The sequence below is a fragment of the Haloferax sp. SDI50 genome, from assembly GCF_059802635.1.
Genome location: NZ_JBPULL010000001.1, coordinates 1253065 through 1276566 on the forward strand (window position 1 = coordinate 1253065; position 23502 = coordinate 1276566).

Below are 23502 nucleotides of genomic sequence, written 5' to 3' on the forward strand. Positions count from 1 at the left end.
CGCTCTTTGTCTCTAGCGCGGCTTGAATAGCTGAACCGACGTACGATGGGTATGCAACGACGCACGATTGCTCCGATATTCCTCGTCGGCCTCGTCCTCCTCGCGGGCTGCCTCTCGGCACCCTTGCAGACGACCGCCGACGGGGGCGCAGACGCGATAAACGCGACGAACGCGACGACCATCTCCACGACCGGCACCGGCGAAGTGACCGCCGACGCCGACCTCGCCGTGGTCTCCATCGCCGTGACGACCACCGCGGACTCGGCCGACGAGGCCCGCGGCACCGTCGCCGACGACGTGGCCGCCGTCCGCGACGCCCTCACCGACGCCGGCATCGCCGAGGACGCCGTCCAGACGACCGGCTTCAACATCTACCCCGAGTACGATTACAGCGGTCAGGAACGCGAACTCCTCGGCTACCGCGCCGCCCACACCCTCCGCGTCGAGGTCGCTCCCGACCGCGCCGGCGAAGTCATCGACCTCGCGGTCGGTGCCGGTGCCAGCGAAATCCGCGGCGTCTCCTTCACGCTCACCGACGAGAAGCGCGCCGAACTCCGCGAAAAGGCCCTGACCCGCGCCGTCGACTCCGCGAAGGCCGACGCCGACGCGGTCGCCAGCGCCTCGGGCCTGACCGTCGCGGGCGTCCACACCGCTACCGTCGGCGGCAGCGCCTCGCCCGGCCCGTACCCGGTCGCCTACGCCGAGGACGCCGCCCGCGGGTCGTCCGGCTCGACCGAACTCTCGCCCGGCCCCGTGACCGTCTCGGCGACCGTCCAGATGGTCTACGAAGCCGAGTAAGCGCCCGCGCCCCGCTGACCGAACTCTCGGTTCGCGGACCGACCCGCCCCGCATCCTCCTTCTCCGACACTCATCGCGTAGCCGCGGCTCTCCGGGCGTGGCGGCGTGACGAAAACGACAGCACCGGAAAACCGAGGCGCTTACTCGTTGCGCGACGGCGGGATGTCGGGCTCGAACCCGATGGCCTCGACCGCGGCGTCGAGGACGGCCTCGACGTTCTCGCCCGTCTCGACGCTCATGTAGAGGTCGGCGTCCATGTCGGTCGAGCGGTCGCTTTTGTTACAGACGGTGAGCACCGGGATGTCGCGCTCCTCGAAGCGCGCTTTCACGGCGTCGCGGAGTTCGAGCTGCGACTCGATGGGGTAGCCGCACGCCCCGCTGGCGTCGGCGACGAAGAGGACGGCGTCCGCGAGGTGTTCGAGGGCGCTCACGGCCTGCCGCTCGATGTCGTTGCGCTCGTCTTCGGGGCGGTCGAGCAGCCCCGGCGTGTCGATAATCTGGTAGCGGATGCGGTCGCGGTCGAAGTGCCCGATTTGGACGCCCTTCGTGGTGAAGGGGTAGCGGGCGATTTCGTTCGACGCGCGGGTCACGTCGTTGACGAACGAGGACTTGCCGACGTTCGGGTAGCCGGCGACGACGATTGCCGGTTCGTCCGGGCGGATGTCGGGGAGGTCCTTCAGGGCGTCGCGCGCCTCGCCGATGCGGAGCAGGTCGTCTTCGACCTCCTCGACGACGCTCGCCATGCGGGCGAACGCCTGCTTTCGGTGCTTGCGCGCGAGGTCGGCGTCGGTCTTGCGGAGCTTCGGCTGGTACTCGCGGGCGATGTTGTCGACCTGCCGGGAGGCCCACATCACTTCCGAGAGGCTCTTTCGGACCTCGTCGACGTCGACGATGGCGTCGGCGAGTTCGTAGTAGAAGGGGTCGACCGTCTCGAAGTCGGGCCACTCGACGACGACGTTTTCGAGGTTGTCCGAGAGGATGTTCGACGCCGTCTGGAGCATCGACTGCTGAGCCTCCAACTTGTTCTGCTTCGCTCGCCCCGTGCGCGCGGCCCGCGAGAAGGCCTTGTCGATGAGTTCGTCCGACCGGGGCGTGGTCGGGAGAGACTCGAAAATCATTGCAGTCCGCTACATGGCCGAGCCGTAAAAGCGCGTCCGTTTGGGGCTCGGCGCTTCGAGCGGGGGATTCGCCGTGCAGGTCTCCCGCACGGTTCGACCGGAAGCGAAGGGGTCGCAGGGGGTCGGCGCGGGGACGCGGGGACGCGGACGGCGGGACGGTCCCCACCCGGGCCGCCACGAAGTTCTTGCCCGCCCGCGGCCTACCTCGACGCATGACTGACTGGAAAGCTGTCGCCGTCGGCTTCGTCGTCATCGTCGTCGTCGGCACGGGCGGGCTGGCGCTCCCCGTCGTCGGCCAAATCGGCGCGGGGCTGCTCGGTGGCTTCGCGGCGGGCTATCTCGCGGGCGGCACGCTCGGTAACGGCGCGTGGAACGGCCTCGTCGCGGGTTCCATCTCGGGTATCGTCGTAACGCTCTTCGCGGCGCTCCTCGGGAGTCTACTCGGACTCACCGGCGGGCCGCTGGGCGGCCTCCTCGGCGGCGTCGGCGTCCTCGTCGCGGGCGTCGTGCTGACGCTCATCTTCGCCATCGACAGCGCCATCGCCGGAGCCGTCGGCGCGTGGGTGAAGGGCTGAGGCTGAAGCTGAATCGCTGAATCTGAGAGGGCGTCGCAACGGCTATTCGCCGCGTTCGAGGTACTCCCGTTGAATTTCGACGACCTCGGTCGAGTCCGCGCACTCCGAGTACCGGCGCAGCGGCTCCTCGTTGAGTTCGAGGAACGTGTGGCCCCAGTTGAACTTCGAGAGCACGTCTTCGGCGCGCCCCTTCTCCCCGAAGATGACGAGCGCGGCGGCTATCGCCTCGACCGTCGTCAGCTGCATCGGGCGGCCGAAGTTCACGGGGTTGGCGGCGACGAGATACGGGAGCGCGCGGTGCTCGCCGGGGAGCGAGAACATGGCCTCGCCGGCCGACTCCCACGAGCAGTCGAGCGCGACGAGCGCGCCGGTGTCGGCGTCGGCGGGCGACAGCGCCCTGTCGGCGTGCGGGTTGAGCACGACGCCGTAGGGGGTCTCGCGGTCGGAGCCGTGGAGGACGGCCATGTCGAAGCGTTCGAGCTTCTTCGCCGTGCACTTCTTCGGGTCGTCGTCGCCCTCGTATCGAACGTGCAGGTCCACAGCCGCGGTACGCGGCTGGCGGAGAAAAGCGTCCCGAACGCGGTGTCGGCGGGGGCGTTCGACGGCAACACCGACAGGGCCGGCAGCGCCGGCGTCGGATTCTTCCCGCCCGCCGACGAAGACAGAGCGTGCACCCCGACGCGACGTATCTGGCCCGGCAGTACTACACGGCGCTCGACCACCACGGATACGACATGCTTCGGAACCTCCTCGAACCGGGGTTCGTCCAGCACCGCGGCGATATGACGCTCTCGGGGCGCGAGGAGTTCGTCACGTTCATGCGGGACGACCGGCCGCAGAAGGACACGCGACACGTCATCGAACGCTACATCCAGTCGAAGTCCGACGACGAAATCGTCGTCCGCGGCCACCTCGAAGACGGCGATGGCGACGAGCTGTTCGTCTTTCTCGACCGGTTTCGAGCGCGCGACGGGAAGCTCTCGGAGCTGAAGACGTTCGTCAAATCCTCGACGGCGAACTGACGGGGCGTCGCTGGAAATCGGAGAACTCGGGTCGCGGCGTGCGTCAGTCGCTCAGTCCTTCTTACCCGCACCGACGGCGGCCTCGCCGACGGGCTCGTGACCCTCGATGACCTCGCGGCCGCCCATGTAGGGCTGGAGGGGTTCGGGCACGTCGACCGTGCCGTCCTCGTTTTGGTAGTATTCGAGCAGCGCGACCATCACGCGGCCGACGGCCGTGCCCGAGGCGTTGAGCGTGTGGAGGTACTCCGCCGACTCGTGGCGCTCGGGGCGGTAGCGGAGGCCCGCGCGGCGCGCCTGGAAGTCCTCGAAGTTCGAGGCCGACGACACTTCCAGCCAGCGGCCGCCCTGTTCGGGGGCGTCCTCGGACTCCGTGCCGGGGGCCCACACTTCGAGGTCGTAGGTCTTCGCCGACGCGAAGGTGAGGTCGCCGGTGCAAAGCGAGAGGACGCGGTACGGCAGGCCGAGGCGGTCGAGCACTTCGGCGGCCTCGTCGACGAGGGCGTCGAGCCGGTCGTACGACTCGTCGGGCTCGACGAAGTTGACGAGTTCGACCTTGTTGAACTGGTGGACGCGGACGATACCGCGGGTCTCGGTGCCGTGTTCGCCCGCCTCGCGCCGGAAGTTCGGCGTGTACGCCTGATGCTTCAGCGGGAGGTCGTCCTTCAGCAGAATCTCGTCGCGGTACATGTTCGTCACCGGCACCTCCGCGGTGGGACAGAGCCACAGGTCGTCGTCGTCGTAGTTCTCGGTCTCCGCGCCGCCGATACGGTAGGCGTCCTCCGCGAACTTCGGGAGCTGGCCGGTGCCCTCCATCGAGGTGGTCTTGACCGGAATCGGCGGGAACAGGTCGACGTACTCCTGTTCGCGGTGCACGTCGAGCATGAACTGCACGAGCGCGTGTTCGAGCATCGCGCCCTCGCCTTTCAGGAAGTAGAAGCCCGAGCCGGTGGTCTTGGCCGCGCGACCCTCGTCGATGATGTCGAGTTCCTCGCCGAGGTCGTAGTGCGGCGTCACCTCGTCGGGGAGCTCGCGCAGGTCGTCGAAGCCGACGCGGCGGACCTCCTCGTTGTCGGCCTCGTCGGCCCCGACGGGGACCGACTCGTGGGGGAGGTTCGGCAGCTCCATGAGCGCCTCGTCGAGTTCCGCTTCGAGCTCGTCGGCGCGGGCTTCGAGCTCCTGAAGCTCCTCTTTGAGTTCGCCCGAGCGGTCGATGGCTTCCTGCGCCTCCTCGTCTTTGCCCTCCTGTTTCAGCTGGCCGATCCGCTGGCTGACCTCGTTGCGCTCGTGGCGGAGGTCGTCGCCCTCGGCCTTCAGCGAGCGCCACTCGTCGTACACGTCGAGGACGCGGTCGATGTCCACGTCCTCCATGTTTCGGGCGGCGAGCGCGTCGCGAACTCGCTCCGGTTCGTCGCGGAGTAGTTGCCTGTCAATCATTGGGCTGTGATTTCCGGGCGGGCGGGAAAATCGTATCGCATCGCTGAGGAACGGGGGCGAGCACGCGGCGGGCGAACGCGAGAAATCCGCGCCGGATGCGCGCGACGACACGGCGTCGGCGGAACGCCCCGACACCGCGGTGAGAGCGGCCGCCGCGGTCGGAAGCCGACGGAGCGACTACCAGAGGAACGCCGGCCAGACGAACTGGAAGAGGAACCAGATGAGGATGGTCAGCACGCCGGTCATCACGACGTTGAGGACGGCCCCGGCCCGCATCATGTGGGACTGCTTGATGTGGCCGCTCCCGAAGACGATGGCGTTCGGGGGCGTCGCCACCGGCAACGCGAAGGCGAACGAGGCCGCGATGGCCCCGCTGACCGCGAGGAACACCGCCGCGGAGACCTCGGTGAGGCCGAGCGTCGCCGCGAAGATGCTCCCGATGCCGATGAGCACGGGGACGATGATGGTCGCCGTCGCGGTGTTCGAGGTCATCTCCGTGAGGAAGATGACGAGGAGCACGATAGCGCCGACGACGAGGATGATGGGCGCGCCGGTCAGAGAGCCGAAGACGGCCTCGGCGAGCCACTTCGTCGCGCCCGTGGAGGCGAACGCGTCGGCCAGCGAGATGCCGCCGCCGAAGAGGAGAATCGTCCCCCAGTCGATGTCGACCAGTTCGTCCCACTCCATCGTGTCCGCGAGGACGAGCGTCGGGATGGAGACCATCCCGACCATCACGTAGTACAGGAGGCCTTGATGCCCCTCGACGCCGAGGAGCGTCGCCCCCTCGGCGGTCCCGAACAGCGTGTTGAACACCGGGTCCGAGAGGAACAACTCGAACACGGGGTCGAGGCCGCCGACGACCCACAGCCCCGCCGTGGCGGCGAAGATGTACGCGACCCGGCGGCCGCGGGTCGAGAGCGCGCCTTGGTCGGCGAGGTACTCGCGCGCCTGGTCGCGGGCACCCTCGACGTCGTCGACCTCGGGCGGGTAGAAGCGGAACGTGAGGAGGTACCAGACGATGGGGAGGGTGATGGCGACGATTGGGAGGCCGACGAGGAGCCACTCGACGAAGCCGATTTCGTAGCCGAGCAGCGCGTTGAGCTGGGTGGCGACGACCGCGTTCGGCGGCGTACCGATGAGGGTGCCGACCCCGCCGACGCTCGCGGCGTAGGCGGTGCCGAGGAGCGTCGCTATCTGCATGTTCGAGAAGGAGCCCTCGGCGGCGTCGGCCTCGTAGACCTCCTCGCGGCCGAGCACCTGCGCGAGGACGCCGAGCGCGATGGGCGTCATCATCGCCGTCGTCGCGGTGTTCGAGACCCACATCGACAGGAACGCCGTGGCGAGCATGATAGCGAGGATGAGCCGCCGCGGCGACGACCCCATGACGGCCATGAGCCACAGCGCGATGCGGCGGTCGATGTTGTACTTCTGGAGCGCGTTCGCCAGCATGAAGCCGGCGATGAAGAGGAAGATGAGGTGGTCAGCGAAGCCCGCCAGCGCCGGGTCGATATCGCCGTAGACGCCGTAGGCCGTGAGCAACACCGGTATCGACAACGCCGTCACCGCGAGGGGAAGCGCGCCGGACACCCAGAGGATGCCGGCGAACACCATCGTCGCTAATGCGTACTGTCCCCGCGTCGAGAGTCCCTCAAGCGACGGCCCGAAGGCCAGCGCGAGGGACGCGACGAGGGCGAGCGTGAAGACGGCGAATCGTCCGCGAGCAGTCTTTGTAACACCGCGTATCATTGATACAGCGTATCTCTAACGATAGTATTACTTAATCATTTTCAATGCGGTAGCGAACGGCGGTATATCAGTGGTTGCAGTGCTCAAACGGATGAACTTAGCAGACGGAGAGAGGGCGTTTCGGACTGGCCGCGTCGGGTTAGAAATGCTCGACGAGCGTGCGGACCTGTTCATCGTCGAGTTCCGCGGTGTAGAGCGCGAGCAGGGCGCGCCGGCGCGACAGTGAGAGGCCGCGGCTTCCGGATTCGAGCATCGAGATGTGCGCCTGCATGAGGTCGTCGACGGCGCGTTCGACGGCCCGCTGGTTGTAGCCGGCGGCGACTCTAAGCAGTCGCCACGCCATCGGAGAGATGTCCGTGATATCGACATCCGGAAGCGGTTCGCCACCCTGTTCGGACATGGAGACGGCTTTGCAGTCGCCCGTAATCAACATAGGGGGTCAGGGCGACCGAACGCTTTTCTCCCCCGGAGACGGGCGTCAACCATGGCGATTGGCGACGTCGAACCCGTCCCGGACAGCACTGATATCTACTACGTCGATACGGGCATGTACGAGGTGGAGAAGTACGGCTCGGTCTACCTCGTCGACGCCGAGAAGCCGGCGCTCGTCGACACCGGCATCGCCGCCGACCGTGAGCACATCTTCGCCATGCTCGACGAGGTCGGCGTCGACGACCTCGCGTACATCCTGCCGACGCACGTCCACCTCGACCACGCGGGCGGCGCGGGCTACCTCGCCGAGCGCTACCCCGACGCGACCGTGATGACCCACGAACTCGGCGCGCCGCACCTCGTTGACCCCTCGCGACTCATCGAGGGTACGAAGGCGGCCGTCGAAGACCAGTGGCGGTTCTACGACGAACCGCTCCCAATCGACGACGAACGCGTCGAGGGCCTCACCGACGGCGACGAAATCGACCTCGGCGACCGGACGCTGACGGTCCACCACGCGCCCGGCCACGCGCCGCATCAGGTGATGTTCCACGACGACGGCGACGACGTGCTGTTCGTCGGCGACGCGCTCGGCATCTGGGAACCGCAGTCGCGGACGCTCCGCCAGACCTCGCCGCCCTCGCAGTTCCACCTCCAGAAGGCGCTCGACGACGTGCGAACCATCGAGGACATCGACCCCGAGACGGTCTGTTTCGGCCACTTCGGCCCGAGACCCTACGACGCCGACCTCGCGGAGGCGTACAAGCGCGTCCTCGTGGAGTGGGTCGAGGCCATCCGACAGAAGCGCGCGGAGCTCGGCGACGACGAGGCCGTCATCGACCATTTCGTCGAACACACCCAGATGGACGAGGTGTGGGGCGAGCGAAAGGCCCGCGACGAAGAGCGCCTGAACACCCGCGGCGTGCTCGGCTACCTCGACTACATCGGCGACGACGAGTGACGCGAGCGGGTCGCAATCAGCGTTTCCCCGCGGTATCGCGGGCTTTCAACAGACCGAACGTACATAGTTTTAAATGGTGAATTACAACTAACAGGACATGGACTGGCGGGACGCGGAGGCGGCGTTCGACGACCCTGTCATCGAGCGGACGACCCTCCCACGGATGTTCGAAGCGAGCGCCTCGCGGAACGCCTCGCGGGTCGCGCAGCGATACAAAGGCGGCGTCTACCGGCGGTCACTGGTCGCCGAGGGCGTCGTTCCGGCGGCCCCCGACGGCGACTACGCCGGCCTGACCTACGACGAGATGCGGGGCATCGTCCGCCGCCTCGCGGCGGGGTTCCGCGACCTCGGCATCGAGAGCGGCGACCGCGTCGGCGTCCTCTCGCACACGCGCATGGAGTGGGCGCAGACCGACTTCGCGGTCCTCGGCGCGGGCGGCGTCGTCACCACGGTGTACACCTCGTCGTCGGAGCGACAGACGCAGTACCTGCTTTCCGACCCCGGCGCGGACGCCGTCGTGGTCGAAAACGAGGCGCTACTGGAGCGCGTGCTCGCCGTCGAAGACGAGTTGGACCTGCGGTTTATCGTCGTCGTCGACGAGTACGACGGGCACGACGACCGCGAGGACGTGCTGACGCTGGGGGAACTGTATCGCCGCGGCGAGGAAGCGTACGACGAGGCGGCCTACGAATCGTGGCTGGACGAACGCGACACCGACGACCTCGCCAGCCTCATCTACACCTCGGGGACGACCGGCCAGCCGAAGGGTGTCCGACTCACCCACTGGAACTTCCGGTCGAACGTCAACGAGAGCTATCGGCGCTTCGGTCCGCGCCCGGACAAAGGCGACACGCCGGTCATCGGCCCCGACTCGGTGGCGCTGTCGTTCCTGCCGCTCGCCCACGTCTTCGAGCGCATGGCCGGCCACTTCATGATGTTCGCGGCGGGCGCGGCCGTCGCCTACGCCGAAAGTCCAGATACGCTCCGCGAGGACTTCCAACTCGTCCGGCCGACGGTCGGGACGAGCGTCCCTCGCGTGTACGAGAAGCTGTACGACGCGATTCGGGCGCAGGCCGGCGAGTCGCCGGCGAAAAAGCGCGTCTTCGAGTGGGCCGTCGGCGTCGGGCGGGCGTACCACACGACCGACGCGCCGGGCTACCTGCTCACCGCGAAACACCGCCTCGCCGACCGTCTCGTGTTCGGGCAGGTGCGCGACGCGCTCGGCGGCAACCTCGACTTCTTCATCAGCGGCGGCGGCAGTCTCTCGGCCGAGTTGTGCGCGCTCTACCACGCGATGGGCCTCCCGATTTACGAGGGGTACGGCCTCACCGAAACGTCGCCGGTCATCTCGGTCAACCCACCCGAAGCGCCGAAAATCGGCACCATCGGCTATCCGCTTCGGAACGTCGAGACGAAACTCGACACGACCGTCGTCGGCGACCAACTCGGCGAGGCGGGCGGCGAGGTGGGCGAACTGCTCGTCCGCGGGCCGAGCGTCACCGAGGGCTACTGGAACGACCCCGAGGAGACCGAGGCGGCGTTCGTCGGGGACGACGAAGGCAGCCGGTGGTTCCGCACCGGCGACGTGGTCGAACGCCGGCCCGACGGCTACATCGCCTTCCGCGAGCGCGCCAAGCAGATTCTCGTCCTCTCGACGGGAAAAAACGTCGCGCCCGGCCCCATCGAGGACGCGTTCGCCTCCTCGCCGGTGGTCGAACAGTGCATGGTCCTCGGCGACGGCCGCAAGTTCGTCTCGGCGCTCATCGTCCCGAGTTTCGATGGCCTACGGGAGTGGGCCGCCGAGGAGGGCATCGACCTCCCGGACGACCCGAAAGCCATCTGCCGCGACGACCGGGTGTACGAGCGCATCGAGGCCGAGGTGGACGCGGCCAACGAGAACTTCGAGTCCTACGAGCGAATCAAGCAGTTCCGCGTCGTGCCCGAGGAGTTCTCGGAGGGCAACGACCTGATGACGCCGACGATGAAGAAAAAGCGCCGGAACATCCTCGACCGCTACGCCGACGAAGTGTCTCTCATCTACGACGAGGACCGCCGGACCGAGGAGCGACGGAGTCGCGAGCGGGATGCGACCCAGTGAAATCTGACAGCCTAAACTTTTTCGAGCGTTTTGCGGGCATACGTATCCACAAGGCGGCGGAAATACCGCCCGAGATGTATGGTTTTATCTTCCGTCGTCACATGAACCGAATCCATGGAGGCGATATAAGTGGCCGCAGCAGGAGGGGCGAACCTCATCCCGCTCGTCGCCGCGATAATCGGCATCGGCGTGGTCTCGCAGGTGCTTTCGGACCGCTTTCAGGTCCCCAGCGTCGTGTTCCTCATCGCGTCGGGCATCCTGCTCGGCCCGGAGGTCCTCGGCGTCATCTCTCCCGACTCGTTCGGGAACGCACTACAGGCCATCGTCGGTCTCTCGGTCGCTATCATCGTTTTCGAGGGCGCGTTCCACCTTCGAATCGACAAGCTACGGGAAGCGCCGGCCGCGACGTTCCGGCTCGTCACCGTCGGAGCGATAATCTCGTTCGTCGCGACGGGCGTCGTCGTCCACTACGCGCTCGGCGCGCCGTGGCCGCTGTCGTTCCTCGTGGGCGCGCTCCTCGTCGCGACGGGACCGACGGTCATCGCGCCGATTCTCGAAGTCGTCCCGGTCCGCGACCGGGTCGGCGCGGCGCTCGACACGGAGGGTATCGTCAACGACGTGACGGCGGCCATCGTCGCCGTCGTCATCTTCGAGGCCATCCTCGAAGGCGTCAGTAGTCCCGACGCTCTCGTGACGCTGTTCGCCGAGCGCCTCGGCGTCGGCGTCATCGTGGGCGCAATCGTCGCCGGGTCGCTGTACTACGCGCTCCGGTACGTCGACCTCTCGCCGGGCAACGCGCCGCAGAACGCGCGCCTGCTCGTCCTCGCCGGCGCGCTCGTATCCTACGCGGCCGCCGACTACGTCGCCACGGAGGCCGGCATCGCCGCGGTGGCGACCGCCGGCATCCTCCTCGGCAACGCGGACGTGCCGTACGAAGAGGAGATTTCGGCGTTCAAAGGCGACATCACGCTGCTCGTGCTGTCGTTCGTCTTCATCGCCCTCGCGGCGCTGTTGGACTTCCAGAACCTCCTGAATCTCGGCGTCGGCGGCCTCGCCGTCGTCGCCGCCGTCGCGCTCGTGATTCGGCCGTTTTTGGTCTTCGTCTCGGCGCGCGGCGACCGCTTTACGAGAGAAGAGAAGCTCTTCATGAGCTTCGTCGGCCCGCGCGGAATCATCCCCGCGTCCGTGGCCTCGCTGTTCGCCATCGCCCTGCAGGAGGAGGCGACGCGACTGGCGGCCGAGGGAATGGCCCAGCAGGCCGCCGCGCTGAACCAGAGCGCCTCGATTCTCGTCGGCACGGTGTTCCTCGTCATCCTGACGACCGTCGTCTTCGAGGCCGGTCTCGCTCGCCGGATCGCAGAATATCTCGACGTCATCCCAATGCGTGTACTCATCATCGGAGGCGGGAAAGTGGGCCGTGCGCTCGCCGAACGCCTCGCAGACCGCGGAGAGAACGTGGTCCTCATCGAGCAGGACCAAGAAGTAGTCCAGACGGCCCGGAACATGGGCTTTACCGTCCATCACGGCGACGGAGCCGACACGAGCGTCTTGCGCTCCGCGGGGGCCGCGAACGCCAAGTTCGTGGTCGCCGCGACCGGCGACGACGACGTGAACCTGCTCGTCGCGCAGTTGGCGAACTCGAAGTTCGACCCCGAGAGCGTCCTCGCGCGGGCGAACAACCCCGACAACGTCGAGGCGTTCGAAGAACTCGGCGTTCGGACCATCTCGTCGACCATCGCCACGGCGCAGGCGCTCGACAACTACATCGAGCGCCCGTCGATGTCGAACTGGATGGGCGAAATCGGTCGCTCCGGCGACGTTCAAGAGGTCGAGGTCACCGCCGAGCGACTCATCGGTCGGACCATCCGCGAGGTTGGCCCCGAACTGCCGGACGGCTGTCTCGTCACGCTCGTCTCGCGGAACGGTGACACGACGGTCCCCAACGCGGAGTACACACTCCAGGAAGGCGACCGCATCACCATCATCGGCGAGCGCGAGGCCGTCCGGGACGCAGAAGAGCTAGTCAACCCCGAATAGCGGCTCTCGCCGCCCGCCGCTCGTTCGATTTTTCGCGTCGTCCCCGACCGCTCAGCGCCGCGCCCACCGAACGAACACCGCCCAGTAGCCGGCGGTGAGCGCGACGAGGGCGACCCAGACGGACGCGCCGGGAGCGGGGCTCGAGACGAATCCGAATCCCGCGGAGGCCGCCGCCGCCACCAGCGCCGCCAACGTCCCCGACAGGGCGGTCGTCGTGAGGTTCATTACCGAGATACTCTCGACGACGGGAGTATGAACGTGACGGAATTGGCACGGACGATTGTGATATACATCGGGCGGGGAGCAACGATACGTCTCGGGGGGCTGGAAAAACAAAACGCAGCCGAGCCCGCAGCTATCTGCTGAACTCGATTGCCGCCCCTTGGCCGAAGCCGACGCAGAGCGACGCGAGGCCGCGGTCCACGTCGCGCTTCTGCATCTCGTGGATGAGCGTCACCGGCAGGCGCGCGCCGGACGCCCCGAGCGGGTGGCCGAGCGCGATTGCGCCGCCGTTGACGTTGAGACTGTCCGCGTCGATGCCGAGTTCGCGCCGGGAGTACTCACACTGGCTGGCGAACGCCTCGTTAATTTCGACGAGGCCGTAGTCGTCGATGTCGGTGCCGGCGCGGTCGAGGAGGCCGCGGGTGGCCGGGACCGGGCCGATGCCCATGACCGTCGGGTCGACGCCGGCGACGTTGTTCGTGCCGACCGAGGCCAGCACGTCGAGGCCGCGGTCCTCGGCGAACTCGCGGCTGGTGACGAGGACGGCGGCCGCGCCGTCGGTTATCTGCGAGGAGTTGCCGGCGGTGACCGAGCCGTCGCCCGAGAAGGCGGGGTCGAGGCCGCCGAGAATCTCCATCGAGGTGTCGCGGCGGATGCCCTCGTCCTCGGTGACGACGCCGTCGTCCGTCTCGACCGGGACGATTTCGTCGTCGAAGCGACCCGAGTCGGTCGCCTCGGCGGCGCGCTGGTGGCTCCGGAACGCGAACTCGTCTTGGGCCTCGCGGGAGACCTCGTACTCCTCGGCGACCTTCTCGGCGGTCATCCCCATCTGGAGTTGGAAGATGTTGTACTGCTCGCTCAGTTCGGGGTGGAGGTGCTCGTAGGAATCGCCGTCCATCGGCACGCGGGACATGCTCTCGACCCCGCCGGCGACGATGCACTCGCGGTTGCCGGCGGCGACGGCGTCGGACGCGGAGATGATGGCCTGCATCGAGGAGGCGCACCAGCGGTTGATGCTCGTCGCGGGCGTCCCCTCGCCGAGGGCCGACAGGAGCGCGATGACGCGGGCGACGTTGTTGTCCTGTTCGGCGCGCTGCTGGGCGACGCCCCACATCAGGTCCTCCACGTCGTCGGGGGCGACGCCGTGTTCGTCGAGGATGTGGTCGATGAGCGTGACCGAGAGGTCCTCGCTTCGAACGTCTTCGAACACGCCGCCCGCCTTGCCGAACGGCGTGCGGTACGCGGCCGCGATGACTGGCTCTGGCATGACACAGCATCCGGGTTCGAACACCATAAATAGTTTAGAACTCGCTATTCGTCGCGGCGAGTTGTTCACCGGGTCGAAAAACGCCGAGAAAGCGGTGAACGTGGAGACGACGGCACCGACTCTCGGAACTCAGGAACGGGTGGCGGAGTCGCTGTCCGGCCGACCGGGGGTTCCGCCGGTACCCGCGTCGGCAGCCGTTGGTTCCGCCGGGAAGAGCTCCGGCGCGACATCCGCCGAGGCGTGCTCGAACGGCGCGTCGGCGACGCGGGTGTCGGCGTCGGCGTCGGCCTCGGCGTCGTCAGCCGGGTCGTCGTGGGCGATGCGTTCGGTCATACTCAGTCGCTCGTGACCGCCTGTTCGGACTGCGCTTCGTCCTCGGCGAACGGGTACCACGACTGCTTGGCGTCGTGCATGTACGGCGCGTCGAACTCCGTCTCCTCGGGCACACAGTACTCCGTGACCGCCTCGGTCCCCTCGGCGTCGACCCACTCGCGGAACGTCTGTCCGGGCTCGCGGCGCTCCGCGAACGCCTCCACGAGCGACGCGATTGCGCCCGGCACTTCGTCGGCCGGGACGCGCTGTTGAATCCAGTCGACGAACGACGGCTCCTCACCGATGCCGCCGCCGACGCCGATGTCCATCGCCTCGACCATCTCGCCGTCCTTCTGGGCGCGCATGCCGAACAGGCCGATGTCGGCCGTGTTCGCCTGCCCGCAGTCGGCGGTGCAGCCGGAGTAGTGAATCTTCAGTTGGCTCACGTCGTCGGGCACGTCCACGTTGTCGCGGAGCCACCGGAGCATCCGGGCGGTCCGGGCTTTCGTCTCCGTGAGCGCGAGCGAGCAGAACTCCGTGCCGGTACAGGCGACCGTGCCGCGCTGGAACGGGTTCGGGACGGGCGTGTGTTTGCCGAGGAGCGGCTCTGCGAGCAGGTCGTCGAGCTTCTCCTCCGACACGTCCATCAGAAGCGGGTTCTGGCGGCGAGTGAGCCGTATTTCGCCGGAACCGTACTCGTCAGCGATGTCGGCCAGCTCGATGGCGTCGGACGCCGTGAGCCGACCGACGGCGACGCTGAGGCCGACGTAGTAGTCGCCGTTGGCCTGCTCGTGGACGCCGACGTGGTCGTGTTTGCCGGCGGACTCCGGGCGGCCCGCGTTGTAGCTGTACTCGTCGCGGATGTTCTCACCCGCAGACCGGAGTTCGAAGTCGACGTACTCCTCCTGGAGCAGGTCGCGAATCTTCTCCGTTCCCCACTCGTCGACGAAGAAGCGACTGCGGGCGCGGGCCCGAACGTCGCGGTTGCCGTGTTCGTGGTAGAGTTCGACGAAGCCGCGGACGACCTCGTAGGCCCGCTCTTCGTCGGCGACGAAGATGTCGAGGTCGCGGGCGACGCGCGGCTTTCGGGAGCCGAGGCCGCCGCCGACGCGGACGTTGAAGCCGGTGACCGTCTCGCCGTCAAGCTCCTTCTTCGCGGGTTCGAGCCCCACGTCGTTTATCGAGTCCTGCGCGCAGCCCTCGCGGCAGCCGGTGACGCTGATGTTGAACTTCCGCGGCATGTTCGACAGCGCGTCGTTCCCGCGGAGGTCCTCTTGGAAGCGGTCGAGAAGCGGCTGGGATTCGACGAGTTCGTGCTTGTCGCGGCCGGCGACCGGACAGCCGGTGATGTTCCGCATCGTGTCGCCGCCCGCAGAGCGCGAGGAGACGCCCGCCGCTTCGAGCTTCTCCCAGACCTCGGGGATGTCTTCGAGTTCGAGCCAGTGGAGCTGAATCGACTGGCGGGTCGTCAGGTCGATCCACGCGTCTCCGAACTCGGGGTTCTCGACGGGGCCGGAGGCGTAGTCGCGCGCGACCTCACCGATGGCGCGAAGCTGCCCCGGTTCGAGGACGCCGTTGGCGTTCGTCAGCCGCATCATGAAGTACGAGTCCTGACCCGTCCGCTGCTGGAAGACGCCCCAGAACTTGAAGCGAGTGAACCACTTGTCTCGCTCCTCTTCGGGGATGGCGTCAACCCCCTTTTCCGCGAACTCCTCGATTTTGTCGCGGACCGCGTCGCCGTAGAGCTCCGACTTCCAGGCTTCCTTCTTACTCGCCATTACCGACCACCAGTGGGCAATCGTCCACTATCCGTGTGCGTTTGGTTGCGAACTTGGTCATGTTTCGTGATAACACGACTCGATAGAAGTTGATAAGCGTATTCGTTGATAATGTGTAGAAATAGATCCTATGTTCACTATTCGTCCATTTTATAACCGGATACCCCGAATATAAGGTCATATTCTGGGCAGAAATCAGGCTGTTTATTCGACAATCTAAACATACCATAATGGACGATAATGTAGTATGTGCCTCGAACGCGGCTCACCGGCGAGGGGTGAGCGCGCGCAAGTCGTCGAAGGAGTTCACGTTGTGAAACGCGTGCGTTCCGGCGTGAGCCTCCACTTCGCGGTCGTCGAGGACGGTCACGTCGAGCGCGGACATCACGGTCTGGAGGCGCTCGTCGCCGTCGCGGATAGTGTCGGTGCAGGCGACTTCGGCGGCGCGGCAGTGAACGACCGCGGGGAGCGGTTGGGTCGTCTCGGAGACCCGCGGGACGACGCCGGCGCTGCCCTGCAAGCGGCCGAAGAGATGCGAGATGAACCCGCTCGGGACGAGCGGCATATCGCACGGGAGGACCGCCGCGTACTCGGCGCTCGTCGCCCGCAGGGCGGTTCGCAGGCCGAAGACGGGGCCTCGGTCGGGATGCGAGTCCTCCGCGAACCGGATGTCGAAGTCCAAGAGTGCGCCGGCCAGCGAGTCGCGCTGTTCGGCGCGACAGTTGACGACGAGTTCGTCGACGACGGGGTCGAGCGAGGCGGCGACCCGATGAATCATGGGCTGTCCGCCGACCGTAGCCGTCGCCTTGTCGATGCCGCCGAATCTGGTCGAGCGGCCGCCGGCGAGGATGATTCCCGCGCGGCCGGTGTCGAGGTGTGGGTGCGACGCGTCTGCCATTCTCAGGCGGCGGTGGGTTCGAGTTCGCGGGACCGTCCGCCGGCGGCGACGAACGCCATCAGTCGCTCACCTCGGCGGCGAGGCGGTCGGAGGCGGCTGTCGTCTCGGGGTGTTCGAGGCGGACGGCGCACTGCTTGAAGTTCGGTTCGTTCGACTGCGGGTCGACCGCGGGGCTTGTGAGTCGGTTTGTCATGGGATGGTGAATAGAGAGCCAGACGAGGCCCGGCGGGACGGCGTCGTCGGGGTCGAGCGTCGCCGGGACCGACGCCCGACGGGAGACGACGGTGGTTCGGCGGTCGCCCTCGGGGTCGACGACCGCGTCGCGGTGCGCGTCGATAGTGTCGGGATGCGCGCGAGCGACCGGCTGGTCCGGCGTGTCGCTCCGCGTGCGGACCCCGGTGTTGTACCCGTCGGCCTCGCGGCCGGTCGTGAGCGTCAGCGGGTACGGCTCGTCGGCGGGTTCGGGGAGCGACGACCCCGAGAGCGCGCTGAACTGGGCCTTCCCGGACGCCGTCGGGAACGACCACGTCGGGTCGTCCGACTCCCCGTCGGCGTCGTCGTAGTAGCGGTATCCGCCCTCGCTCGTCGGGTCCGGCGCGGGCCAGCGGACGGCGCGCTCGCCGTCGAGTCGCGTGTACGACAGCCCCGAGCAGTCGGCGTCGGTCCCCTCGGTGAGCGCGGCGAACTCGTCGAACAGTTCGCTCGGCGAGACCGACGGTCTCGGGAGCAGTCCGGGCGCGACGCGGGCGGCCACGTCGGCGATGATGTCGAGGTCCTGCCTGACGCCCGGCGGCGTCTCGGTGGCCGCGCGGACCCGCGAGACCGTCCGCTCCATGTTCATCGTGGTCCCCTCGGACTCTCCCCACGTCGCCGCGGGGAGCACCACGTCCGCGAGTTCGACCGTCTCGGACCGGAAGGCGTCCTGCACGACGAGGAACGAGTCGTCGAGGACCTCGCGGGCGGCCGTCGCGTCCGGAAACCCGGCGAGCGGGTTGGTCGCGACGGTCCAGACCACCGACGGCGACGACTCGAACATGCCGACCGGCCCGGGTCCGTTGTCGTCGGGGAGCCGGGAGACGGGCACGTCCCACGCCTCGGCGACGGTCCGGCGGTGGTCCGGGTGTTCGAACGGTCGGTGGCCGGGCCACGTCCCCTTCGAGGAGACCACGCGGGTGCCCATCGAGTTCGCCTGCCCGGTGAGCGAGAAGGGGCCGGACCCGGGGCCGAGGTTGCCGGAGGCGAGACAGAGGTTCACGAGCGCGCCGGCGGTCGCGGTGCCCCGGACGCTCTGGTTGACGCCCATGCCCCAGTAGACGAGCGTGGGGGCGTCGAGGAGCGACGCCAGTTTCTCGACCTCATCTAGGGTGACGCCGGCCTCCGACGCCGCCTCCTCGACCGACGGGAGTTCGTCGACGACGCGGTCGAACCCCTCGGTATGTTCCTCGACGAACGCCTCGTCAACGCGGTCGGTCTCGACGAGACGGCCGAGAACCGCCTGCGCCAGCGCGAGGTCGCCGCCGGGGTCGATGGCGACGTGGTCGTCGGCGATTCCTGCGGTCTTCGTCCCGACGGGGTCGACGACGACGAGGTCGCCGTCGTCGGCCGACTGGCGAATCCACCGGAACATCACGGGGTGGGCGACCGCCGGGTTCGCCCCCCAAACGAGGTGCGTCTCGGCCTCGGGGATGTCGTCGTAGGTCGGCGGGGGCGCGTCGCTCCCGAAGGCGCGGTAGTAGGATTTGACCGCGCTCGCCATGCAGAGCGTCGTGTTCGCGTCGTAGTGTCTGGTGCCGATACCGCCGCGAGCGAGTTTTCCGAGGGCGTAGGCGGCCTCGTTCGTCTGCTGGCCGCTGCCGAGGACGGCGACCTCGTCGGGGTCGTCGGCCATCGCGTCGCTGATAGCGTCTCCCGCGCGCGAAAGCGCGTCCGACCACGAGGTCTGCCGGAGTTCGCCGTTCTCCCTGACGAGCGGTCGCGTGAGCCACGAGCCGTCGGGGTCGGCCGACTCGCGGATGCCGCGACCGCAGGCCAGCCCGTTGTTCACGGGATGCGAGGGGTCGCCCCGGACCGCGTCGAGACCGTACGCCGTATCGGAGCCGAGGTGGACGTGACCGCAACCGACCGCACAGCGCATGCAGGTCGTGGGGACTTGTTTCGCCACGCGACTCACCACCCACCGCTCGCGTCGAATGCACCGCATTCGGGCATATATCCCGTGCCGTTCGTGAATATCATTTCACTTTCTTGGCTCACAGTGGCGGAAGATAACCATAAAGACCTAATCGTTTAAGAAGACATATTTTCCCCGATTGTTCTGAAGAAAGAACCAATATACAATCGAATAGAAGGAATATAATCGCGTAATCAATCCGTTTTAGAATATATTTTTGAATTATTTTTCTGGAATTAATATCCGATGGCGGTTCAGCGTCTCGTTCCTTGCCATCGAGGCAGTTCGGTCGCGCGCGGCTCCCGGCGGCGCTCCGACGCTCTTATGCGTCTCCCCGGGCAATTTCTGGGGGATGAGTGAACGGGCGCTCGAGGTTGTCGAGTTTCTGCTGACGGCCCACCTCTACACTGACGACCGAACGCTTGACGAAAACGACCTTCCCCCGCGGTATCGACGCGTCTTCTGGGCGGACGCCGAGGACGACGGCGACGAGGACGACTCGTCGGCGGCCGGCATCGAGCGACCGCTCGTCGTGACCGAGTCCGTCGCGCGGAAGGCGACCGGCGTCGAACACCCCTGGGACGCGATTTCCGACCTCATGTTCACCCAACGTGAGGAGTTCTCCGGCCGCCTCTCGCTGACGCAGCCCGAGATGGCGCTGGAGTGGTTCGTCAAGCGAGCCGACTACGACCGGCTCGTGACGAACCCGACGGTGGCGAAGTCGGTCGAGGACCGCGACGACGTGGACGTGACCCACGCGGACGCGAGAGAACAGACCCGGCCGATTCACGCCGACCGCGTGTGGATAGACAGCCTGCTCGACGAGTACTTCGACGACGAGGACGACGCCGAGATGCTCGACCTCGTGCAGGTCCGCGCGCCCGAGGAAATCGAGATGACGCTCGACGACCTCGTGCTCACGACGGACCAAGAGGGCGAGATTCACAAGCTGATGAAGGCCATCGAACACCGCGAGTACCTCGCGGACATCGGCCTCCGCGAAATCGGGAAAATCCTGTTCGTCGGGCCGCCGGGGACCGGCAAGACCACCGTCTCGCGGGCGCTCGCCCACGAACTCGGCCTGCCGTTCGTCGAGGTGAAGCTCTCGATGATTACGAGCCAGTACCTCGGTGAGACGGCCAAAAACGTCGAGAAGACGTTCGAAGTGGCGAAGCGCCTGTCGCCGTGTATCCTCTTTATCGACGAGTTCGATTCGGTCGCCAAGACCCGCCGGTCGGACGAGCACGCGGCGCTCAAGCGCGCGGTCAACACGCTGCTCAAGAGCATCGACGACATCTCGCTGATTCGCGACGAGGTCATCCTCATCGGCGCGACCAACCACCCCGACCAGCTCGACTCGGCGGCGTGGCGGCGCTTCGACGAAATCGTCAACTTCCCCAAGCCGGACCGCGGGATGCGCGCCGACATCCTCCGCGTCATCACGAACCGGATGGACATCGACGAGTTCGACCCCTCGGCCATCGCGGACGTGACGGAGGGCCTGACCGGCTCCGACCTCCGACTCGTCCTCCGCGAGGCCGTCCTCGAAGCGCTCACCGAAGAGCGGATGGAACTCACGCAGGACGACCTGCTCGAGGCCGTCGCGGACTTCGAAGAGCGCGACAACCTGAAGAACCTCGACATGATGTCCGACTCGTCGGAGCTCGTCGCGGGGTCGGCGTCCGGAGACGGTCACGACCACAGTCACGACCACGACCACGCGGACGAACACGAAGGCGAGACGCAGAAAGACGCCGGCGCGGCGCAGTAAGGCCACGTTTCTGACAAAATATTTACTAGTGGACCGCAAACGGCGAGCCGATGCCCTCCACCAGACGCCGATTCGTTCGGACGATTGCGGCGGGCGGGGTTCTGACGGCGCTCTCCGGGTGCACATCGGACCCCGAATCGTCCACCGCGACGCCCCTCCCCGAACCTGAGCCGAATCCCGCGCCCGCCTCCGGGGACCCGATTACGCTCTCGCGCGACTACCGAGCGTCCTCGAAGTACGACTACTATCCGGATGGTGCGGAGATTCGACGGCGCACCGGCTATCGCAAACACGTGAACGAGTCGGGAACGACGAGAGAGCCGATATACGAGCGGGAACCGGCATCGTCGTGGGTGACGCGAGTCGGCGGGACCGTCGCGGGAGCCGAGGCGATGGCGACGGCGCGGGAGCGACTCGGCGTCGAGTCGGGAGAGAACATCAGCCCGGGAATTGGGTACAACGACGGGGGCGAGAGGCGGGTGATGCTCGGCTACGAGGTGTGGCCGAATCGGAGCGGTGAAACGCGAACGCCGTCCGTCGAATTCGAGGCGCTCGTCTCGGCGGTTCCGCGAACGGTTACCGCGAACCTCCAGTTCGAAGCGGCGACGCTCTCGGGGACGTTCCACCCCGTGGTCGAATTCCGGCAGATATACCGGTCCTGACTCGCCGCCGTCGGCCACGTTTATACCTCGCCGTCCCCGTGGTTGAATCAATGCGCGTGACCCTCCTCGGGACCGGCGACACGACCGGGACGCCCACCGTCGGCTGCGACTGCGAGACCTGCCTCGCGGCCCGCGAGCGAGGCATCGAGCGGACGCGCTTTTCGGTCCACGTCGAAAACGAGCGGACCGGCGAGTCGCTCCTCGTGGACTTCAGTCCCGACTTCCGCCACCAGTTTCTCACGCAGGACGTGCCGCTCCCCGACGAGGCCTTAGTAACTCACATCCACTTCGACCACCTCGACGGTCTCGGGAACGTCTACCGCCTGCTCGACGACCTCTCGGTCCACGCCGCCGACGAGGTCGACCCGGTCACGGGCGAGAGCGTCGCCGACGCGATTCGCTCGAAGTTCGACTACCTCGACCGCATCTCGGTCGAAGACCGGACGCCGTTCGAGTCGTTCCGCGCCTGCGGCCTCGACGTGACGTTCGTACCGGTCGTCCACCCGCCGCTGGTCTGTTACGGCGTCGCCATCGAGGACCCCGAGACGGGTGCGAAGCTCTCGCTTTCGGGAGATACGACCTACGCGATTCCCGAGGCGTCCCGCGACGTACTCCGGAATCCAGACCTGCTTCTCGCCGAGGCCATCGTCCCCGCGTCGGTCTGCGAGTACCACCCCATCGGCGGCGACGACTACGACGAAAACGGGGTCGCGCGGACCTTCGGCACGAAACACATGACCCGCGAGGGGGCCATCGCGCTCGGCGAAGAACTCGACGCCGACGAGACCCGCCTCGTCCACGTCGCCCACTACTATCCCGCCGACGAGGCGTTCGAGGAGCCGCTGGCGGTCGACGGCGAGGTGTACGAACTGTGAAGCTGCGAGCCGTCGCCGAGGACACGGCGTTCAGATATCTCATGGTCGCCGGCGTCGTCGCGGCCGCGGGAAACTTCGTCCTGACCTACGTCGACACGGGTCGGCTGGACCTCGTCGGCGTCGTCGTCCAAGTCGTCTTCGTCGCCGTCATCGGCGTCGCGCTCGTCGCCTACTGGAACTACATGGAGCGGCGGGCGGACGCGGAGTGAGGCGTCAGCGATACCGGTCGAGTCCCGACTGTCTGCGGACCGCGCCGGGCGGGTCAGCGACCCAGTCCGTCCGCGACTCGCGGAGGCCGTCGCGGTCCAGTTCGGGCGGGTCGGCCGCCTCGAACGCCGGACAGTCCGTGCCGCACTCCGAACCGGGGTCGACGACGTGGTCGAAGTGGTCGCAGACCGGGCGGCCGTCGGCGTCGACGCGGGCGCGGGCACAGCCCGGCAGGTCGTAGGCGCGCCATCCCTTGCCGTAGGCGCGCTCGGCGAGCCGGAGGCGTGCGGTTCGCTTTTCTGCGGGCGAGACGAGCGCCACGTCGGTGTGCAGCGAGTGGTACTCGACGGGTTCGACGCCGGTCGAGTCGGGCGAAAGCGGGCGGGGCTCGCGGACCACCTCGCGGTCGCCGGTGTCGGGGTCGAAGCGCCAGACGCCGACTTCCTCTGGAATGCGGTTGAGGTGCGCGCCGGTAACATAGCTCTCAGTCGTGAGAATCACTTCGTCGAAGACCGCGAGGCTCACGTCGAGGCGAAGCTGTCTGAGCAGGTCGCCGGGGCTTCCGAGGTCGGGTTTGTTCTCGATGCCGACGAGCCGGGCGAACCAGTCGTCTGGATAGCGGGCGGCGCGGCGGACGTACTCCCTGCTCCGGCGGCGCTCGGACTCGAAGAAGCCGACCTCGACGGCGCGGTCGGTGGCGCGCCGGGCGCGGCCGGGGTGGCAGTCGAAGCCGTCGCGCCAGAAGACGGCGCTGCCGGCTCCCACGTCGCTCTCGATGGCCGCCGCGGGAATCGCGCGGTCGGTGATGCGGGCGCGGTCGTCGAACCCCGGCCCGGGAACGACGGCGCACACGTCGATGATGCGGCTTCCCGGCGAGGCAACCGACGCACCGAGTTGGCGCGCGGGGAGCCAGTCCGTCGTCTGTTCGAGGTGGGCGCAAAGCGCCAGTTCGAAGGCGAACTCCGAGGGCGACGACGCCGGAACGGGCACGTGACACGCTCGGTGGCGGAGCGGCAAAAAGGTCGCTCCCACGGCCGTCGGGTCGTGTCGGTGTTCTCGTATCTGATTTTCGGGGGGGTACCTATTTGAGAGAGAGCGCGGCAGTACTGACCGATGAAG

General features: G+C 67.4%; 22 protein-coding genes. 10 read left to right on the top strand and 12 right to left on the bottom strand.

All coding sequences use genetic code 11. The features are described from left to right. Window positions 1-51: 51 nt before the first annotated feature. Window positions 52-798 carry an SIMPL domain-containing protein gene (locus ACSR87_RS06440; RefSeq protein ID WP_498529894.1) on the top strand — a complete coding sequence of 249 codons (747 nt, stop codon included), beginning with the start codon at window positions 52-54 and terminating at the stop codon, window positions 796-798. A 140-nt stretch (window positions 799-938) separates the two neighbouring features. On the opposite strand, the gene ACSR87_RS06445 is transcribed toward ACSR87_RS06440, so the two are convergent. Further along, window positions 939-1916 (bottom strand): NOG1 family protein, encoded by a 978-nt coding sequence (locus ACSR87_RS06445; protein ID WP_089776887.1) that lies wholly within the window; start codon window positions 1914-1916, stop codon window positions 939-941. 212 nt (window positions 1917-2128) lie between these two features. Here ACSR87_RS06445 and ACSR87_RS06450 point away from each other — a divergent pair, with 212 nt between their 5' ends. Continuing rightward, window positions 2129-2491 (top strand): DUF5518 domain-containing protein, encoded by a 363-nt coding sequence (locus ACSR87_RS06450; RefSeq protein WP_498529895.1) that lies wholly within the window; start codon window positions 2129-2131, stop codon window positions 2489-2491. A gap of 42 nt (window positions 2492-2533) precedes the next feature. Here ACSR87_RS06450 and ACSR87_RS06455 read toward each other — a convergent pair whose 3' ends face one another. After that, window positions 2534-3031, bottom strand: a complete 498-nt coding sequence (locus ACSR87_RS06455; RefSeq protein WP_498529896.1) for a DUF367 family protein — start codon at window positions 3029-3031, stop codon at window positions 2534-2536. A 128-nt stretch (window positions 3032-3159) separates the two neighbouring features. Between ACSR87_RS06455 and ACSR87_RS06460 the strand changes: the two genes are divergently transcribed. Beyond that, window positions 3160-3513 carry a nuclear transport factor 2 family protein gene (locus ACSR87_RS06460; protein ID WP_498529897.1) on the top strand — a complete coding sequence of 118 codons (354 nt, stop codon included), beginning with the start codon at window positions 3160-3162 and terminating at the stop codon, window positions 3511-3513. A 51-nt stretch (window positions 3514-3564) separates the two neighbouring features. On the opposite strand, the gene serS is transcribed toward ACSR87_RS06460, so the two are convergent. The 3 genes from serS to ACSR87_RS06475 all read right to left on the bottom strand — a co-directional run bounded on the left by serS (window position 3565) and on the right by ACSR87_RS06475 (window position 7093). Next, window positions 3565-4947 carry a serine--tRNA ligase gene (gene serS / locus ACSR87_RS06465; protein ID WP_498529898.1) on the bottom strand — a complete coding sequence of 461 codons (1383 nt, stop codon included), beginning with the start codon at window positions 4945-4947 and terminating at the stop codon, window positions 3565-3567. 177 nt (window positions 4948-5124) lie between these two features. After that, on the bottom strand, window positions 5125-6693 hold the full coding sequence (locus ACSR87_RS06470) for an SLC13 family permease (RefSeq protein WP_498529899.1): 1569 nt from the start codon (window positions 6691-6693) through the stop codon (window positions 5125-5127). 139 nt (window positions 6694-6832) lie between these two features. Beyond that, the gene (locus ACSR87_RS06475; protein ID WP_498529900.1) at window positions 6833-7093 is read right to left on the bottom strand and encodes a DUF8599 family protein; all 261 of its coding nucleotides are present in this window, start codon (window positions 7091-7093) and stop codon (window positions 6833-6835) included. Window positions 7094-7177: 84 nt separating this feature from the next. On the opposite strand from ACSR87_RS06475, the gene ACSR87_RS06480 reads away from it, so the two are divergent. The 3 genes from ACSR87_RS06480 to ACSR87_RS06490 all read left to right on the top strand — a co-directional run bounded on the left by ACSR87_RS06480 (window position 7178) and on the right by ACSR87_RS06490 (window position 12221). Beyond that, the gene (locus ACSR87_RS06480; RefSeq protein ID WP_498529901.1) at window positions 7178-8086 is read left to right on the top strand and encodes an MBL fold metallo-hydrolase; all 909 of its coding nucleotides are present in this window, start codon (window positions 7178-7180) and stop codon (window positions 8084-8086) included. A gap of 97 nt (window positions 8087-8183) precedes the next feature. After that, window positions 8184-10184, top strand: coding sequence for an AMP-dependent synthetase/ligase (locus ACSR87_RS06485; protein ID WP_498529902.1), 2001 nt, complete (start codon window positions 8184-8186; stop codon window positions 10182-10184). A 129-nt stretch (window positions 10185-10313) separates the two neighbouring features. Further along, complete coding sequence (locus tag ACSR87_RS06490) at window positions 10314-12221, top strand: cation:proton antiporter domain-containing protein (protein ID WP_498529903.1); 1908 nt, start codon at window positions 10314-10316, stop codon at window positions 12219-12221. A 51-nt stretch (window positions 12222-12272) separates the two neighbouring features. Here ACSR87_RS06490 and ACSR87_RS06495 read toward each other — a convergent pair whose 3' ends face one another. From ACSR87_RS06495 to nasA, 6 genes are all read right to left on the bottom strand, one after another. Next, window positions 12273-12446: a hypothetical protein gene (locus ACSR87_RS06495; protein WP_498529904.1), complete on the bottom strand. Its 174-nt coding sequence runs from the start codon at window positions 12444-12446 to the stop codon at window positions 12273-12275. 130 nt (window positions 12447-12576) lie between these two features. Beyond that, the gene (locus ACSR87_RS06500; protein ID WP_498529905.1) at window positions 12577-13710 is read right to left on the bottom strand and encodes a thiolase family protein; all 1134 of its coding nucleotides are present in this window, start codon (window positions 13708-13710) and stop codon (window positions 12577-12579) included. 129 nt (window positions 13711-13839) lie between these two features. Next, entirely contained in the window at window positions 13840-14043 is a 204-nt protein-coding gene (locus tag ACSR87_RS06505; protein ID WP_498529906.1) for a hypothetical protein, read from the bottom strand. A 2-nt stretch (window positions 14044-14045) separates the two neighbouring features. Beyond that, window positions 14046-15800 carry a nitrite/sulfite reductase gene (locus tag ACSR87_RS06510; protein WP_498529907.1) on the bottom strand — a complete coding sequence of 585 codons (1755 nt, stop codon included), beginning with the start codon at window positions 15798-15800 and terminating at the stop codon, window positions 14046-14048. Window positions 15801-16065: 265 nt separating this feature from the next. Then, a complete protein-coding gene (locus ACSR87_RS06515; protein ID WP_004062986.1) occupies window positions 16066-16698 on the bottom strand; it encodes a molybdenum cofactor guanylyltransferase in 633 nt (210 codons plus the stop codon). A gap of 58 nt (window positions 16699-16756) precedes the next feature. Further along, the gene (nasA, locus tag ACSR87_RS06520; RefSeq protein WP_498529908.1) at window positions 16757-18859 is read right to left on the bottom strand and encodes an assimilatory nitrate reductase NasA; all 2103 of its coding nucleotides are present in this window, start codon (window positions 18857-18859) and stop codon (window positions 16757-16759) included. A 361-nt stretch (window positions 18860-19220) separates the two neighbouring features. On the opposite strand from nasA, the gene ACSR87_RS06525 reads away from it, so the two are divergent. Genes ACSR87_RS06525 through ACSR87_RS06540 form a run of 4 tightly spaced genes read left to right on the top strand, consistent with a single transcriptional unit; the run spans window position 19221 to window position 22385 of the window. Next, a complete protein-coding gene (locus tag ACSR87_RS06525) occupies window positions 19221-20639 on the top strand; it encodes an ATP-binding protein (RefSeq protein ID WP_498529909.1) in 1419 nt (472 codons plus the stop codon). A gap of 50 nt (window positions 20640-20689) precedes the next feature. After that, a complete protein-coding gene (locus ACSR87_RS06530) occupies window positions 20690-21301 on the top strand; it encodes a hypothetical protein (RefSeq protein WP_498529910.1) in 612 nt (203 codons plus the stop codon). Window positions 21302-21351: 50 nt separating this feature from the next. Further along, the gene (locus ACSR87_RS06535; RefSeq protein ID WP_498529911.1) at window positions 21352-22176 is read left to right on the top strand and encodes an MBL fold metallo-hydrolase; all 825 of its coding nucleotides are present in this window, start codon (window positions 21352-21354) and stop codon (window positions 22174-22176) included. Beyond that, a complete protein-coding gene (locus tag ACSR87_RS06540; protein ID WP_004062991.1) occupies window positions 22173-22385 on the top strand; it encodes a hypothetical protein in 213 nt (70 codons plus the stop codon). The genes ACSR87_RS06535 and ACSR87_RS06540 overlap by 4 nt, the downstream gene beginning before the upstream one ends. A gap of 4 nt (window positions 22386-22389) precedes the next feature. On the opposite strand, the gene ACSR87_RS06545 is transcribed toward ACSR87_RS06540, so the two are convergent. After that, complete coding sequence (locus tag ACSR87_RS06545) at window positions 22390-23373, bottom strand: DUF5787 family protein (RefSeq protein WP_498529912.1); 984 nt, start codon at window positions 23371-23373, stop codon at window positions 22390-22392. Window positions 23374-23502 lie beyond the last annotated feature (129 nt).

Bases quoted from the DNA above. Each gene is read 5' to 3' on its own strand.
- ACSR87_RS06440 (WP_498529894.1), top strand. From the start codon at position 52: ATGCAACGACGCACGATTGCTCCGATATTCCTCGTCGGCCTCGTCCTC.
- ACSR87_RS06445 (WP_089776887.1), bottom strand. From the start codon at position 1,916: ATGATTTTCGAGTCTCTCCCGACCACGCCCCGGTCGGACGAACTCATC.
- ACSR87_RS06450 (WP_498529895.1), top strand. From the start codon at position 2,129: ATGACTGACTGGAAAGCTGTCGCCGTCGGCTTCGTCGTCATCGTCGTC.
- serS (WP_498529898.1), bottom strand. From the start codon at position 4,947: ATGATTGACAGGCAACTACTCCGCGACGAACCGGAGCGAGTTCGCGAC.
- ACSR87_RS06470 (WP_498529899.1), bottom strand. From the start codon at position 6,693: ATGATACGCGGTGTTACAAAGACTGCTCGCGGACGATTCGCCGTCTTC.
- ACSR87_RS06475 (WP_498529900.1), bottom strand. From the start codon at position 7,093: ATGTCCGAACAGGGTGGCGAACCGCTTCCGGATGTCGATATCACGGAC.
- ACSR87_RS06480 (WP_498529901.1), top strand. From the start codon at position 7,178: ATGGCGATTGGCGACGTCGAACCCGTCCCGGACAGCACTGATATCTAC.
- ACSR87_RS06485 (WP_498529902.1), top strand. From the start codon at position 8,184: ATGGACTGGCGGGACGCGGAGGCGGCGTTCGACGACCCTGTCATCGAG.
- ACSR87_RS06495 (WP_498529904.1), bottom strand. From the start codon at position 12,446: ATGAACCTCACGACGACCGCCCTGTCGGGGACGTTGGCGGCGCTGGTG.
- ACSR87_RS06500 (WP_498529905.1), bottom strand. From the start codon at position 13,710: ATGCCAGAGCCAGTCATCGCGGCCGCGTACCGCACGCCGTTCGGCAAG.
- ACSR87_RS06505 (WP_498529906.1), bottom strand. From the start codon at position 14,043: ATGACCGAACGCATCGCCCACGACGACCCGGCTGACGACGCCGAGGCC.
- ACSR87_RS06510 (WP_498529907.1), bottom strand. From the start codon at position 15,800: ATGGCGAGTAAGAAGGAAGCCTGGAAGTCGGAGCTCTACGGCGACGCG.
- ACSR87_RS06515 (WP_004062986.1), bottom strand. From the start codon at position 16,698: ATGGCAGACGCGTCGCACCCACACCTCGACACCGGCCGCGCGGGAATC.
- ACSR87_RS06525 (WP_498529909.1), top strand. From the start codon at position 19,221: ATGAGTGAACGGGCGCTCGAGGTTGTCGAGTTTCTGCTGACGGCCCAC.
- ACSR87_RS06530 (WP_498529910.1), top strand. From the start codon at position 20,690: ATGCCCTCCACCAGACGCCGATTCGTTCGGACGATTGCGGCGGGCGGG.
- ACSR87_RS06535 (WP_498529911.1), top strand. From the start codon at position 21,352: ATGCGCGTGACCCTCCTCGGGACCGGCGACACGACCGGGACGCCCACC.